Source organism: Rhizobium esperanzae, from assembly GCF_014197615.1.
GTDB classification, from domain to species: domain Bacteria; phylum Pseudomonadota; class Alphaproteobacteria; order Rhizobiales; family Rhizobiaceae; genus Rhizobium; species Rhizobium esperanzae_A.
This window is the reverse complement of the sequence record NZ_JACIFY010000003.1, coordinates 362,268-377,675: the sequence shown is the minus strand read 5'-3', so window position 1 is coordinate 377,675 and position 15,408 is coordinate 362,268. Positions and strand designations below refer to the sequence as shown.

The window sequence follows — 15,408 nt, the reverse complement described above, 5'->3', positions numbered from 1 at the left end:
AAACGCGCCGCACGAAGCTTCGATGCAATAACAAGAGCCCTCGGTGAGATCGTCGCCCTCTTCTCAGTCGACGAATGCCTGAATTTCTTCAGAGCTGCCGGATATGAGGCAGAATAAGTGCGACACGCTTTAGCCGGCATAGTGACCTTGATCGCCACCGCCGAGCGAGGGGGTTGCACCGCGACGCGCATCCGGTATGCCTAACTGTTCACCGCATTCCGCCAAGAGCCGCAGAAGCTGCAAACCATAAGACGCGTCGCAATACGGTTCCTTCTGGTTGCCATTGACCATCTGACGAATTGCCTCGCGATAGGCTTCTGCTGCCCCCCCGTTGATCATGTCGATCTGCGGTAGCTCGATCTTGCCTTCACTCCCAACGAAGGCGGTGTCACTCGCGAGGTCAGCGTCGAGCGCGGTTAATGCGAGTTCCGCATGTGATGTAGCGCCGCCTTCGTGGCGAGCGAACAGCAAAACATGGCCCTTGGCGTCGAATTTCGCGCAAACGTCTGAGATGCCACCGAGGACGGACTGCAAGACCGAAAGTGCGTGCGGGCCCAAGTCCCAAAGTGCGGCGTGCGGATCCTGGCGCCACCGCGAGTTGTTGTACGGCGATAAAACTCTCATGGAATTCGCCACGATTCTCACTCGCCCATGCATCACATCCTGTGCTTGAGCAGCCGATGCAAGCTGCGATCGGAGCCTCGGGTGAAACAGGCGGGTCAGGAAAACGACAGAGCGTACACCGCCGTTGCGTATTGCCTCGTTTAGCGCGATGCCGTCATCCAGATTGAGGGCTATCGGCTTTTCGAGGAGCACATGTTTTCCCCGTTCTGCGGCTCTTTTTGCTAGCGTGGCCTGAGCGCCGGGCGCGACGGCGAAGCTGACGGCGTCCACTTCGTCCAACAACTCGTCAAAATTGTCGAACGCCGCGACCATGTGCGTGCCGGCCAACGCAGTTGCTTTGCCCCGATCTCTCGCCCAAACCCCGACAAACGTCACATTGGGATCGTCGGCGAGCCCAGGCGCGTGAATTTCCGATGCCCAGTGAGCGGCACCGACAAGCCCGATCTTCATGCCGTTCGCATCCTCTGCTGTAGCGATTGCTGATAACCCAAGGCACGGGAAACCTCCTTTGCGGCCGCCGAGACAACATCACCGATCGATGCAATGTCGTCGGAAACGATGCGGCTAACGGGGCCGCTCATGCTGATTGCTGCGATGGGGCGCCCCGCCGCATTGAATACAGGTGCCCCGATACAACGTCCCCCAAGCGACGATTCTTCGTCGTCGACTGCAAAGCCAAGTGCACGAATGGTTTGGAACTGAGCCTGCAGCAGCGATGTGGTTGACAGTGTATTCCTGGTGAAGACCTCCAGTGCTGGCGTGGGCAGCAAATCGTTAAGCGTCTTCTCGTCCAGCCAAGCCAAAATCGATTTGCCAAGCGAACTTGCGTGCCACGGATTCGGCAGTCCGACGGTTGCTCCCTGTTTGAGTGCCTGGGTGGCCTCAATACAGTCAATTACGACAAGTTCATTATGAACCCACAGCGCGAGACTGACGGTTTCGTTGTAACGGCGGTGAAGCGCTTCGAGCTGCGGACGCGCCAGATTGCGTACGTCACGATGTTGGAGGGCTTTCTGCCCCAGCAGGTAAAGCCCGATGCCGAGCACGTATCGCCCATTTTCGTCCCGTTCGACGTACCCGTGGCCGACCAGGCTCGTTAGATAGCGCGACGTGGTCGGCTGGCCCAATCCTACCTCCCGCGCAATTTGCGACAAAGAACATGGTCCGTTGGCAGCGCCGAGAGCAGCGAGAATTGCCGCAGCCCGATCGACAGCATCAAATCGTGTCGACTTTCCGCTTTCCACTTCCATCCGCCCATCCTTACTGCTTTGGAAACCGACCCACGCGAGATGCAAGTTGTGTCGCGTTAACCCTCGGAGCTGCCGCTAACAGAAGTCGCGTATATTCGTCCTGGGGCGAACGCAAAACCTGGTTCGTGCTTCCGCGTTCAGTCACCATACCATTCTTCATGATGATGATAGATTCAGCAATCTCGGACACCAATGGCAGGTTGTGGGTTATGAACAACATTGATAATCCGTCGCGCTTCAGCTCCATGAGCAGGTCGACAACGGCTGCTTGTACGGAAACATCAAGGGCCGAGGTGATTTCGTCGCAGATCAGCAGGTGGGGGTTCATTGCAAGAGCCCGGGCAATCGCAACACGTTGCCTTTCTCCACCTGATAGGTGAGCCGGATACAAGGTCGAAACCCGTCGCGGCAAACGCACTCTGTCTAGCAGCTCCGTCACCTTAGAGTCGATTGAGCCTTCGTCGGCTCCCGCAAGTTTTGCTGCGCGACCCACCGCATTATAGATGGATTCACGTGGATTAAGAGAACGATCCGGGTTCTGAAAGACGATCTGAAGCGCGGCCAGTTGCGCCCGCGAACGGTTGCGGTAGCCGTAGCTCAGCGCCGCATTCTGGAAAGTCATTCGGCCATGACCGTTTGCATGAAGACCGGCAATGCACCTCCCGGTTGTTGTCTTGCCACTACCACTTCCTCCGACAAGTGCGAGGCATTCTCCACGATCGATTGAAAATGAAATCCCGTGAACGACCCTGACGTCACCATAGGAAACGCTCAAGTCTTCGATCTTGAGCACAGCGGGGAGTACCCGGTTTGAAGCGCCAAGCTCCTCGACGATGTTACACCGATCGGGCAAATGCGGAATTGTGCTGAGCAGCGTGCGCGTATAGTCAGTTGCGGGCTTCGTGAAGATTTGCTCTTTCGTGCCCGTTTCAATGATCTTTCCGCCAAGCATGACGGCGACGCTGTCCGCGATGTTATGCACGACTGCGAGGTCATGCGTCACATATACGAAGCTCGCCTTCGATGTCTGGACCAGCTCGCGAATCAAGTTCAGAATAGTTTGTTGGGTAGAGACGTCGAGCCCTGTGGTGGGCTCGTCCATGACGATCACGCGAGGGCGAGTAATGAAGGCCATCCCGATCGCGACCCTTTGCAACTGGCCGCCGCTGAGTTCGAACGGGTAGCGGCGCAGGAAGCCATCATCTGCGGGCAAGCCGACATTCTCGAGCATGTCCCGCCTCAAGGCCGGGGTCTCCGCCGCTGAGTAGCCGTGAACACTCAGCAGCTCTGCGATCTGATCGCCGATCCTCATGCGCGGGCTGAAACTCGTCGTCGGATTCTGTGGGACCAGCGAAACCTTGCTTCCCCTGTATCTTCGCAGCTTTTGCTGCGAAACGCTCAGGATATCTTCATTGTCGATAATCACTTCGCCGCCGCTGATCAACATACCGGGACGCGCAAAGCCCAGCAGGCCAAGAGCCAATGAGGTCTTCCCGGACCCCGATTCCCCGATAATGGCGAGCACTTCGCCTTCGCCGACAGCTATCGAGGCGTCATCCACGATGATGCGGCCCTCGGTGTCGCGCATCGACAAGTTCTTAACGATCAATGGAGAATCAAGCATTTCCCTGCCTCTTCGAATGACCGATGGAACGCGCGAAGTTGTCAGTCAGGACGTTCACTGCGACAGAGAAGATGGCTATCGCGGCCGCCGGCGCTACGGCAAGCCAGGGGGAGATCGTGATGCCCAGGCGATTCTCGCTGATCATCATTCCCCAGTCGGCTGCAGGTGGCGGCAGTCCCAGGCCAAGGTAACTGAGCGAGGCGTAGAGAATGATCGATCCGCAAAGCCGAACGCCATAGTCAGCAAATATCGGAGGAAGAATATTCGGCAGGATATCTTTGAGACACACTGCCAGCCAGCTCTCACCTCTGACGAACGCTGCTTCGACATATTCGTTTCGAGATATGTCAATCGTAATTAGCCGAACAATCCTCAGGACACGAGGTACGTGGATAAACACAATGCCAAAAATCACGGTGGTCAGGCTGGGCCCGGTTGCTGCGAGGAGGACGAGCAGAAAGATGGCGGGCGGCAAGGCATAGACGATGTCCGACAGCGCTACGAGGGCGTGGTCAAACGAGCCGCGCCGTAGACCTGATAATATTCCAATCGGCACTGCAATGATAAATGCCAGAGTCGTTGCAAGCACGGCGATCATCAAGATGGTTTCACCGCCGGTGAGAAACCGGCTGAAAGCGTCTCTTCCGAGGAAATCCGTCCCCAGGATGTGATCGCGCGATAGCTGTGAAAAAGGAGGGCCAACAATCTCATCGTACGCGTAAGGGGCCAGCCAGGGCCCGATCGTGGCGACGCAGACAACGGCGATAATGAGGAGCAAAGATGTCCATGCGGCGCGATTTGAAAACATAAGGCGCAAAGTTCGAAGCATTGATCTTCCTTACGAAATCAAAGCACGGCGTGCTGTGCCCGCAAACGCGGGTTGAGAAACATGATCAGGACCTCAGAGACGAGGTTGATCAGAACATATGTTGCCGTGATCAACAGGGTCACGGCCAGGACCGTTGGCATGTCCCGGTTGATGACGGCGTCTGCGAACGCACTGCCGATGCCGGGCAATTGAAATACCGCCTCCGTCACGACGACTCCACCTGCAAGCCAAGCCGCGTTCAGCGCGATGGTTTGGATTGACGGTGTTACGACGTTGGGGAAGACATGGCGCATGAGCACGCGACCTGGGCCGAGGCCACGGAGACGAGCCATGTACACATACTCTGCCGATAGCACTTCGATGGCAACGGCCCGTACCATACGGACGACTTGGGCCAACGTCGTGCACAGGAGAGTGACGACCGGCAGAAAAAAGAGGGTCGACTGTGACAGTAGCGTTCTGTTTCCCTGGATGAGCGATACCGGCGGGAGCAGGTGTAGGCCAACGGCGAAGACAACGATCAGCACAGTGCCGACGACAAATTCTGGCAGCGCCACGAGTACAATCGTGGGGATTGTGATGATGTGGTCAGGAAATCTGTCCTTCCATATCGCTGCTGTGATCCCCAGTAAAAACGAGAGAGGAATCAACAGCAGGAGCGAAGAGGCTGTGAGGATCACCGTATTTATCGCCTTCGGCCGGATCATCTCCCAGACCGGGCGCCCCGATGGAATGGACTTTCCAAAATCTCCGGAGACGACGCCTGTCGCCCACGAAACGTACTGGGAAAATGCAGGGCGGTCCAAGCCGAATTCGGTGCGCAACGCCTCTACGGCGGCAGGATCCGCTTTCGCGCCGAGCGCGGCCCTTGCTGGATCTCCTGGAAGATAGAGCGTTGCAGTGAAGACGACCGCCGAGACAGCGACCAGTGTCAGAAGTGAAAGAGCTAGTCTTCCAATCAGCAACCTGGAGAAGCGTGCAAAAATCATCTGTGTTCCCTTCTTTTGCTGCTCCGCCTGATCGCCAGGCGGAGCAATCGGTAGGTAGGGGAAAGCTGAACTAAGCTTGGAGTGAAATCCCTTCGAAGCGGTAGTAGCCAAGATTACGCTGGCTGGAAGGAAGAAGACCCTTTACGCGAACGTTCGCAGCGTCCAGCAGGTCTCTAAATCCCCAGATGATATAGCCGCCGTCTTCCCAGATGATCTTTTGCGCTTCGAAGAGATAGTCCTTCCGTTGAGATGGATCGAACGTCGTGCGAGCCATGGAAACCCACTTGTCAAACGTGTCGTTGGTCCAATCTGGTTCGTTCCAGTACGCACCGCGGGCATAGGCCTGCCCAAATACGGATTCGATCGTATGTTGCCCCCAGTCGGAGCTGGCCATCGCTGTCTTCTTGAACTTTGGCCCGGAGTAATAGCTGTCTGGCGGGACAACACTCAGGTCAATTTTCACGCCAGCCTGTTTTGCCTGGTTCGCAATAAGGGTCGCGGACGCCAGCATTCCTGGCGCGGCGTCCGAGGTGTAGAGCTCAAACGATAGATCATTGTCGTATCCTGCTTTTTTCAGGAGCGCCCGGGCCTGATCCGGATCGTGCTGTCGCTGCGGCAGCGCCGAAGCGTAATCGGGGTCGGTTATGCAATGAAGATCGTTGCCAACCCCGCCATAACCAGCCAAGGCGTTGGTCACCAACTGCTCGCGATCAACAAGAAGACGCATCGCTTGACGTACTCGGACATCGGTGAAGGGCTTCTGGGCCACCATCATGAATTGGTCAGTGGTAGCGGCACTCTTTGAGCGCAGCAAAGCCATCGCTGGATTTGCCTCGACGATACGGGCAAGGTTGCCATCGAGCTGCGCGACAACATCAACCTGGTCGGCAACGAGCGCATTCATTCGCGCAGTCGGGTCATTGATGGCAACGAATTCGATGCCGTCGAGATATGGCATTCCCGCTTTCCGGAACGCGTCATTGCGCTTCAGGGTAACCCGTTGGCCTTGACTCCATTCGACGAATTGGAAGGGCCCGGTCCCGATCGGCTGGTTGAAGTCCTTCGTGCCATCCTTTACCAGGAACATCACTTTGCTACCGAGCACCTGGGGCAGAAGCGCGTAGGGCTTGGCGAGAGAGACCTCAACCGTGCTATCGTCGAGCGCGCGAACGTCCGACGGCTTCATCAAGGTTGACAGGTTGGTGTAGCCGTCTGCCTTGTTTTCCGGCGTCAGCATGTACTGCAGCGAATAGACCACGTCTTTAGCAGAGAATGGCGTCCCATCATGCCAGACAATGCCGCTGCGAATTCGGATTTTCCAGACGTTGCCTTCCTTGTTGTGACTGAAGTCCTCCGCCAGGCTGTTGTAGATGTTTCCGTTACCGTCGAAGTCGGTCAGCCGGTCGAAGATCGATTGCGCGACGGCAAAGTCCATATCTCCCGTGGAAATAAACGGGTTCAGCGATGACTTGGCCCCTGCTGCGCCAAGACCGACTCGCAAAACACCCCCGCGGGACGGCTCATCGGCAAGCGCTCGATCGACAATGGCCGGATTTAGTGCAATACAAGATCCGACCGCCAGACCCGCCTTGAGGAAATTGCGTCGCGGCATTGTCGCCGATGTAAAAATGTTTGTGCTCTTCTCTTTCATCACAGCTGCTCCCTTTTAGTGTTTGTAACGGCAAGAGGATGAGGTGCCGAAAGCTGGAAAGATGATCCGGCACCTCGGAAATCTTTGAGCTATGCGATAAGACCTGCGTGGCGCAGCGCGGCGCGGATGTTCTCTTGATCTTCTTTGGCCAGATCGCCGCTGGGCTTCCGCGGTTCGCCCACCCGGCGACCCAGGAGGTTGATCGCGAATTTCACGCGAGCGGGAAAGTTGGCCGGCTTGATCATCTCTCGTGCGAGAGGCGCGATTTTTTCGGTCAGTTCTCTGCCCCGTCTGTAATCGCCTTCGACGTGAGCGCGATAGATTTCCCCGTACTCTTTCGGGATGACAGTGTTTACGCCGGAAATCGACGCGTCTGCGCCCAATAGGAAGCTTGCAATGTTCACACTATCCGCGCCGGCAGCAATCGCAACGCGGTCGCCAACTGTCTGAACGAGCTCAGCGACCGGCTCAAGCGCGACCTCCTTTACGCAAATCACTCCAGGAAGGTTGGCGATCCGCTGCATGACCGAAGGAGGGCTGAAAAAGTGATTGTAGAATATAATCGGCATTTGCGTCGCGTCGTGGATATCTCGGACAAACGCCTCGAGACCCTCCTGCGACGGCGTCGTATAAATCGGCGGGCCGACCATCAGGGCGCTCGCACCTGCCTCTTTTGCCTTTTGGCCGCGCAGGATCGCATCCTTCGTTGTTGTTGTGATCACGCCGGCGATAATGCGAATGGAGCTGTTCTGCACCGCCTCCGAGACAAGCTGCTCCAGCTCGTCAGCGGACAGCTCATCTCCCGACCCTGTACTGCCTCCAACGACAGCCAATGTGACACCAACACTTTCCATGAAGCGCAACTCGTTTCGGAAAAGCTCGAGGTCCAAGCTTCCGTCCGCTGCAAACGTCGAAACGAGTGGCGGTATGACGCCGCAAATCTCTTCCTTGCCTAGCGTTTGTCGTGTCATGATTTTTTCCTTATTTCACTGAATGAAAGTATAGTTCGCACAATGAAATTGTTCAGCAGTCGGCTTTATGTGTCAACTCGCATTGAAGGCAGACGCGTCACATCGCGTCACTTATTATTGAAGTGCGAATACAGATTGAAAGAGAGCGTCAGCGATGCCGAGTAACGGCCGCGCGCAGCGGAATCCGGCGAATGTCGGAGCAACTCGGCAGTAAATCGCGGTTGTTAGCCAGGTCAGATCGCGGTGCAGATCGGGCCACCTTCATGGCCACGCTGATCATGACGGCAAGCTCAACCACATCGATCCGCAAGCGTATCCAGCATCCCAGCCTGCTGGCTGTGAAGGCTTCCACAGCGCGGCATAGTCGCCGGTTGGAGCGAGGAACTGGTCGAGACCGGCCTACATCAGGCTGCCATGAAGGAAGTTCGAAATAGACGATCTCGTCAACCGCGGTAGCGCCATTCAACGGGCTGGCAGAAGTCCGTTGTGCAAAAGCCACGAATTCTGGAAAGCGCTATTGAAGAGATCGGCTGATGAAAGCACGAAGGCGATCGGATTTGGAGCTGCTAAAATTTTCTCTGGGACACCTATTTCGGCAATAACGCCATTGTCGAAGAAGGCAACTTTGTCGGCCACATCTCGCGCGAACTGCATCTCATGCGCCCGCAGGATCATCGTCATTCCGTCGGAGGACACGTTGCGGGGAGTCGAGAGAACTTCTCCAACCAATTCGGGGTCCAGCGCCGATGTAACCTCATCGAACAGCATATAGTCTGGTCCCATCGCTATCGCGCGAGCGACCAAGACATTGTTGTTGGCCGCCGGATAATGCAGCGGGATAAAAATCTGACTTAGCGCTAAGGCCCAACGCGGTCCACTGTGACATCTGCCTCGTCACGCGATTTGCCGAGAACCTTTGTCAGGACGAGCGTGAGTTTGCGGCGATCTGCTCCGATGATCCTTTCCCTCTCTCCTCGTCTGGCGCTGCGGTGATCGATCAGACCTCGTCAGCTCCGATTGCCGCAAGTGCCGCGCGCGCGACCTGGAAATCCTGGTCGCCCGTGCCGGATCCGACTCCGATCGCTCCGCCTAGCCGGCCACCGAACCGAATGGGCAGGCCGCCAGGCAGAGACGTGACTCCGCCTTGGGATGCGATGCCTGCTGCAGTTCCGAACTCGAATGCCATCGAACCGGTCGCGTTGTTGATCGACGCAGCCGTGCGCGCCTTGGCGCGTGCCGTGTGCATGCTGAGGTATTTCGCTCCGTCCATGCGCAGGCTCGCAATCGTCTCGCCGCTTGCATCAACGATGAAGATGCATTGCGGAACGCCGATCGACATCGCTTCCGCAACGCCGGCGGCAATCGCCGACAGCGCACCATCGTGGGTTATCGAGATCGTTTCCTTGAACGCCGCCATGCCTCGTCACTTCCTCTATCGAATTGGCGAAAACGCCGTTGGGGTAAGAATGCGGATAGCCTGCACGTCGATCAGCCCTTTGATGCTGGCGAGATATCCAGGCCAGCGCGGATCTGTGAGCATTTTCGATCGCTTTTCGGCGCGCTCGATCATGTCCGCGTAACGCCACATCGAAACGACATGGTTAAGTTCGCCAATATCGGACACGAGAAGCCGTGCGGCTCGCCGAGATGTTCACGTTGAACTGGCAGACCCAGCGTCTGATATTTTTCAAGAAAGTCGGCGACGTAGCCGGCCTTGATCCGATAGTCTCTCTCTTCCAAGATCATGGGGATAACTCCGCGGCCCTCCTCACCAGGCGGCCGCGCCTCCGTCGACGGTCAGCATTGATCCCGTCGCAAATCCGGATTCATCGCAGGCGAGATACAGGATCGCATTGGCGATATCACGGGGTTCGCCGTACCGGCCCATTGGGGCACGCGCTTTGAGCCCGTTGACGAATGCGTCCGGGTCGGGAACCTGGGTCAGCATCTTGTTGTAATAGTTTGACCAGATGACGCCCGGGGCGACGGAGTTGACGCGAATGTTGTCGACTGAGTGGTCAAGTGCCATGGCTCGGGTCAGAGCTGCAACGCCGCCCTTTGCCGCCACATAAGCGGCTCGATCCTTGATAGCGAATTGGACGATGTTCGACGCCGTGTTGACGATCGCCCCGCCGCCGCGTGCGCGCAGTGCTGGAATCGCATATTTCGAGCAAAGGTAGACGCCCTTTAGGTTGACGGCGATGATGTCATCCCAATCGCCTTCTTCCATCGTCTCTACCGTTCCCAGGCTCCCGCGGCCGGCATTGTTGACGACGATATCCAGGCCGCCGAACTTGCTGACTGCGAGGTCGACCATCGCCTTCACCTCGGCGCTGTCGCGCACATCGACAGTGCACCCGATGGCATCCTCGCCGAGGTGGCTCACGACTTCGTTGACGGCATCGGCGTTGAAGTCTGCAACAACCACCTTCGCGCCTTCCCTGATGAACAGTTCAGCGGTCGCCGCGCCGATACCTGCACCGGCCCCGGTGACGATTGCTACTTTATTGATGAGACGCATGTTCGGTTCCTCACAGTTCGATGTTCTGGAAGTGGCGGATGATGCTTTGCTCGATGCTGAGCGCAGCAAGCCAGGATGTCTTGGGATTGTCCGGGAGAGGGCGGTTCTCCAATGAAATCGAGAAGCGTCCGAACGCGCCATGGGCTTCCACCTGATGTATGTTGCTCATCGAAGCCGGATCGGCAATGAGTGTCACCTTGGTGTTGTCGAAGCCAACGCCGGCGAGCGCCACTGCAGCAGTAACGTTTGCGTTTTTGGGGTAACGTCTTGAGGCCTCGAGTGCAGTCCCATCAAAGATCACGGTGCGCTCGCTCAAAGCGGCAAGGTCGAATTTTTCATCCGCCGGCGTCCCTTTCCAAGCAGCCGGAGGCTTACTTCCCGTGTAGACGACCTTATCCAAGCCAGCGATTTTGGCCGACCGCAGAACGTCCAAACCGCCGATTGCGCCGGAGGCGACGGTTAGACGGCTGTTTCCCGATTGGGCCGCTTTTTCGAGGTCAGCCAGGAGCGCCTCGTCGGACAAACTGCCGACGGATACGACAACTACGTCAATACCCGATCGCAAGAGCACCGGGACCGCATTTTTGACCGCCTCGTGACTGGCACATTCGACGACGAGGGATGGTTCCCATGCAATCAGCTCTTCGACGGTGCTGCATACGAAAACACTGTCCGGCACAACGGTACTTGCGTGGAACTCCTTCGGAAGCAGCGTGGCCTTGATTGCCAGACCGCTTTGCGCCTCGGCCAATGATGTTTGGAGGCTGCGGGCCATCGCGCCGAAACCAATGATTGCAATCTTTTGCGGATCTTTAGGCATATCCGTACTCCAGAAATTGGCGGATGATCTTCGCGAACCTGTCAGGGTGCACTTTGGGGAAAAAATGAGCGCCATCGAGCACCGTCAGCTTCGCGCCGGGGATCATCGCAGCGAGGCGCTGCGAGTGATAAAACGGAATGAGAGCATCATCCGTTGCGCCGATGATGAGGGTGGGCGCCTTGATCGAGGCTAGCTCATCGGATCGATAGTCCGTAAAGAGCATTTCGATACGCGCGCTGGCGACTTGCACAGGAGACAATGCAGCGTGGGCGCCCTCGATAACGGTATTGAGCTCGGCCTGATGCTGGTCTAGATAGTCGGCAGGGTATCCCACGGCATGCGTCAGGCGCTGATACACCTGGGGACCTGCTTCGAGAAGCACACCTAACCGAGCTTCGAACATCATGCGAAAACGAGGATCGGGTTTTTCCCAGCTGCCGCTGATGACGAGGCGGCAGACCAGATCGGGATAGTCCAGCGCGAGATACTGGGCTATCATTCCTCCCGTCGAGTGGCCGATGACCGTGGCGCTCGTGGCGCCAGTCTCAAGAAGGATCTGGTGCGCATCCTCAGCAATACGCGCGATCGTGTATTTTCCGTTCGGTCGATCGCTGCGACCGGTGCCGCGATGATCGAAGGAAACGACCCTGTAATTCTCAGCGAGGCGGGGCACGATTGCCGACCAGAAGGCTGCCTGGCCTCCAAGCCCCGGTATGAGAAGTAACACTTCCCCGTTGCCGGAGACATCATATGTCACCCGGCATCCGTCGGACGCCACTATCGTAGGCATTTTAGACCTCTAGGCGTTATTCCGGCTTGGCTGCAACGAATGCAGTGCGCCGTTCGATCTCCAATACGTCGTCCGGTCGCGCAAAGGGCGTCGGGTCGGGCTGACCCGCTTCCATCGGACGGCCGATCTCTTCGAAGAAATCCTCCAGCCCGTTTGGCTGGATGAACCAGAGCCAGTGCAGATCCTGATCCGTGCTGGTATTGATGAACTTGTGCTTGCGGTTACGGCCGACGAAAATCGTCGTGCCGGGCAGGGCGTCGTATTCGACGCCTTCGACGACAGCCGTCCCCTTGCCGGAGATGAAGTGCAAGACTTCGTCGTGGACCGGATGGGCGTGCTCTCGGACATAGCCTTGCGGAGGGAGCGTCTGCGTGCCGATGCTGAAGGGGGTTTCGACATTGACGAACCCCGGCGCCACACGCACTGAAATATGTCCGTTTGCCGGTACCGGCTGCCAAAAATTCCTGCCTTCTTCCGGACGCAGGATCAGGACATCGCCCTTCCGTTCGGTATTTTCGCTCATTTCGAACTCCTTCACTCTGCCGCCGGCAGGTAATAATCCGCCACTTCATTGGGAAGTTTCTTGCCAAGAATGTCGTCGGACAGCTTCTCGGCCATCATAATCACGGGAGCGTTGAGGTTGCCGCTAACGATTGCGGGCATGATCGAGGCGTCGATGACGCGCAGGTTTTCGATGCCATGAACCTTCGCATGGGTATCCACGACCGACATGCTGTCGGTTCCCATCCGACAGCTGCAGCACGGATGATAGTTCGTGCCGGCTTCCTTGCGCAGAAACGCGAGAATGTCCTCGTCGGACTGGACGTTCTTGCCGGGCGTGACTTCCTCGCCTCGAACGTCGTTCCAGGCGGACTGAGCAACGATGTTGCGGATTGCTCGCACGGCTTCGATCGCCTCCTTGCGGTCTTCCTCATGTTCGAGGAAGTTGAAGACGAATTTCGGCGCGACGTCAGGATCGGCGCTGGCGAGCCAGACGCGACCTTCGCTCTTCGGCCGCATTAGGCTGAAGAAATATTGGAAGCCGTTCTCCAGAGCGACACTGCCATGCTGCATTTCGCCGATAAGGGGAACGAACTCCAACTGCACGTTGGGTACCGGATGCTTCTTGTTGGTCCTGAGAAAGCCGCCGACCTCGAAGAAGTTCGTCGCCCCCAGTCCCTTCTTGGCGATAAGCCATTGCAGGCCAAGCTTCAACTTGCCAAAGCGCGTCAGTTTTCCGACAACGGAGACAGGCTTGGTCGCGCGATACTGCACGGGGGCGGCGACATGGTCTTTCAGGCCCCTGCCGACGCCGGGCAGGTCCTGCACGACCGGTATCGACAGCTTACGAAGATCTTCTGCATCACCTATGCCGGAAAGCAGAAGGAGCTGCGGCGAGTTGATGGCGCCGGCTGCAAGAAGGACTTCCTTGTCGACGCCGATCGAGAAATGCTTGCCGTCGATCCGCGCACGCACGCGCACCGCCCGTTTTCCTTCGAACTCGATCTTAAGAACCTTTGCCTTGATCACGACGTCGAGGTTGGCCCGCGCGGGCTGAGCGTGGATATATGCTTGGGAGGAACTCCACCGAATGCCGTGGCCGACATTGCGCTGGGTTATATGGATGCCTTCCTGGCGGTAGGCATTGTGGTCTTCGATATAGGCATAGCCGGCCTGCTCACCGGCTTTGATGAAGGCCCGATAAAGCGGGCTGTCGGCCTTGCAGGTCTCGATTTGCATCGGGCCTTTGCCGCCGCGATAGGCACTGCTGCCTTTGTCGGAGGTTTCTGCGCGACGGAAATAGGGAAGAACTTCCTTGTAGCTCCAGCCCTCCAGGCCCATAGCCGACCAGTTGTCGTAATCCCACGGGCTGCCGCGCACCCAATTCATGCCGTTGATCGAGGAGGAGCCTCCCAGCACACGCCCACGCGCTTCCAGAATAATTCGGTTGTTGAGGTGCGGCTCCGGCTCGGAATTGTAGAACCAGTTGAACCGGTCATTTGCGAGCGGAAGTGGAAGAGCCGCCGGCATTCGTATATGGATATGCTGGTCGGATGGACCAGCTTCCAGAAGGAGCACGCGGTTCTTACCCTCTTCAGAGAGGCGGCCGGCCAGGACACTGCCTGCGGATCCGGAGCCGATGATCACGTAATCATAAGAAGAGCGTGACGGAGCGGTCGAAATCTTACCCATTTTTGTCACCGTTGTTGCGTTCGCGAAGCGCGATGGTTGATGCCGGAGCTTGTAACTGGCCTCTGTCAATACCAGCGAGAAAGCCATCGACATCGCTCCCTTAGTTCGAGGTCTTCCAAGTATCGCCAAGCTTGTAACCCGTCGGGAATGGATCCGTCGGATCGAGGACATACTGGTGGAAAGCAGTGATCCAGGCCGTGCCTGTAATGGCAGGACGGATCGCCGTGCGGCCGGCGACCGACGTCGTCTCGACCACTTCGCCGATGAACTCCGTGCCGATGATCGATTCATGGACGAACTTCTCGCCAACACCGATTTGACCCTTGGCGTGCAACACTGCAAGGCGCGCGCTGGTACCGGTGCCGCAAGGCGACCGATCGTGGCGGCCAGGCGAAACGATGACTGTATTCTTTGACCGCTTAACTCCGTTCTCTACGCGCATCGGGCCGGCAAATAGGGTCTGGTTGATCGTGTGGATCTCGGGATTTTCCGGATGAACCGCCGGGATCTGCTCGGCTGCCGCCAGCTTGATCTTCTCGCCGACATCGACGAGCTCGGCCGCTTCGTCCTCAGTAATGGCGTAGCCGAGTGCCTTGGCGTCGACGAGCGCGTAGATCATGCCGCCATAGGCAACATCGACCGTGACGGTGCCGATTCCCGGAACTTCCACCTTGCGGTCCAGAGCAATGACGAAAGAGGGAACATTGGCGAAGGTAATGCCGGTGACCTTACCGCCCTTGCAATCTGCCTTGACTCTGACGAGGCCGGCCGGGGCCTCCAGCGTCAGATGCGTGACCGGCTCGACCATCGGGATCATGCCCGTTTCCAGAAGCACGGTTGCCGTGCAGATCGTGTTGGTGCCCGACATCGGCACGTAATATTCCGATTCCATGATGATGAAACCAGCATCGGCGTCGGGATCGGTGGGGGGAAGGACCAGATTGACGCATTGCGTTACCTTACCCCGCGGCTCGTGAAGCAAAAACTGGCGCAAGGCATCGCCGTGCTTTTCCAGATATTGCATCTTCTGAAAAATGCTGTCGCCGGGCACCGGCAGGACGCCGCCAGTGATGACCTCATTGAGTTCGCCAGCCGCGTGAGCGCCGACGACAGTCACCATTTTGCTGAAACGCATCTCCAGACCCC

The 15,408-nt window shown here is 57.5% G+C and carries 15 protein-coding genes and 1 pseudogene; all 16 read right to left on the bottom strand.

Annotated elements, in window-relative coordinates:
- Window positions 1-129: 129 nt before the first annotated feature.
- Window positions 130-1,074 carry a Gfo/Idh/MocA family protein gene (locus tag GGD57_RS06530; RefSeq protein WP_184467993.1) on the bottom strand — a complete coding sequence of 315 codons (945 nt, stop codon included), beginning with the start codon at window positions 1,072-1,074 and terminating at the stop codon, window positions 130-132.
- Complete coding sequence (locus tag GGD57_RS06525; protein ID WP_184467991.1) at window positions 1,071-1,874, bottom strand: IclR family transcriptional regulator; 804 nt, start codon at window positions 1,872-1,874, stop codon at window positions 1,071-1,073. Before GGD57_RS06525 ends, GGD57_RS06530 begins: the two co-directional genes overlap by 4 nt.
- A 10-nt stretch (window positions 1,875-1,884) precedes the next feature.
- A complete protein-coding gene (locus GGD57_RS06520; protein WP_184467989.1) occupies window positions 1,885-3,498 on the bottom strand; it encodes an ABC transporter ATP-binding protein in 1,614 nt (537 codons plus the stop codon).
- A complete protein-coding gene (locus GGD57_RS06515) occupies window positions 3,491-4,327 on the bottom strand; it encodes an ABC transporter permease (RefSeq protein WP_184467987.1) in 837 nt (278 codons plus the stop codon). Before GGD57_RS06515 ends, GGD57_RS06520 begins: the two co-directional genes overlap by 8 nt.
- Window positions 4,328-4,344: 17 nt before the next feature.
- Entirely contained in the window at window positions 4,345-5,316 is a 972-nt protein-coding gene (locus tag GGD57_RS06510; protein WP_184467985.1) for an ABC transporter permease, read from the bottom strand.
- Between the two features lie 70 nt (window positions 5,317-5,386).
- The gene (locus GGD57_RS06505; RefSeq protein ID WP_246713563.1) at window positions 5,387-6,967 is read right to left on the bottom strand and encodes an ABC transporter substrate-binding protein; all 1,581 of its coding nucleotides are present in this window, start codon (window positions 6,965-6,967) and stop codon (window positions 5,387-5,389) included.
- A gap of 89 nt (window positions 6,968-7,056) precedes the next feature.
- Window positions 7,057-7,938, bottom strand: coding sequence for a dihydrodipicolinate synthase family protein (locus GGD57_RS06500; protein ID WP_184467983.1), 882 nt, complete (start codon window positions 7,936-7,938; stop codon window positions 7,057-7,059).
- Between the two features lie 514 nt (window positions 7,939-8,452).
- Window positions 8,453-8,824 (bottom strand): annotated as a pseudogene (locus tag GGD57_RS06490) (ATP-binding cassette domain-containing protein); the annotation flags it as partial.
- 111 nt (window positions 8,825-8,935) lie between these two features.
- A complete protein-coding gene (locus tag GGD57_RS06485; protein WP_184467979.1) occupies window positions 8,936-9,355 on the bottom strand; it encodes a GlcG/HbpS family heme-binding protein in 420 nt (139 codons plus the stop codon).
- A 15-nt stretch (window positions 9,356-9,370) separates the two neighbouring features.
- Complete coding sequence (locus GGD57_RS29085; RefSeq protein WP_348645956.1) at window positions 9,371-9,562, bottom strand: NIPSNAP family protein; 192 nt, start codon at window positions 9,560-9,562, stop codon at window positions 9,371-9,373.
- A gap of 144 nt (window positions 9,563-9,706) precedes the next feature.
- The gene (locus tag GGD57_RS06475) at window positions 9,707-10,459 is read right to left on the bottom strand and encodes an SDR family oxidoreductase (protein WP_184467977.1); all 753 of its coding nucleotides are present in this window, start codon (window positions 10,457-10,459) and stop codon (window positions 9,707-9,709) included.
- A 10-nt stretch (window positions 10,460-10,469) separates the two neighbouring features.
- Window positions 10,470-11,279 carry an aspartate dehydrogenase gene (locus GGD57_RS06470; RefSeq protein WP_184467975.1) on the bottom strand — a complete coding sequence of 270 codons (810 nt, stop codon included), beginning with the start codon at window positions 11,277-11,279 and terminating at the stop codon, window positions 10,470-10,472.
- Entirely contained in the window at window positions 11,272-12,036 is a 765-nt protein-coding gene (locus tag GGD57_RS06465; RefSeq protein ID WP_348645955.1) for an alpha/beta fold hydrolase, read from the bottom strand. Before GGD57_RS06465 ends, GGD57_RS06470 begins: the two co-directional genes overlap by 8 nt.
- A gap of 49 nt (window positions 12,037-12,085) precedes the next feature.
- Window positions 12,086-12,592, bottom strand: a complete 507-nt coding sequence (locus GGD57_RS06460) for a cupin domain-containing protein (protein WP_088682713.1) — start codon at window positions 12,590-12,592, stop codon at window positions 12,086-12,088.
- Between the two features lie 11 nt (window positions 12,593-12,603).
- Window positions 12,604-14,349 carry a choline dehydrogenase gene (locus tag GGD57_RS06455; RefSeq protein WP_246713562.1) on the bottom strand — a complete coding sequence of 582 codons (1,746 nt, stop codon included), beginning with the start codon at window positions 14,347-14,349 and terminating at the stop codon, window positions 12,604-12,606.
- 13 nt (window positions 14,350-14,362) lie between these two features.
- Window positions 14,363-15,397 (bottom strand): proline racemase family protein, encoded by a 1,035-nt coding sequence (locus GGD57_RS06450; protein ID WP_184467971.1) that lies wholly within the window; start codon window positions 15,395-15,397, stop codon window positions 14,363-14,365.
- Window positions 15,398-15,408: the final 11 nt, after the last annotated feature.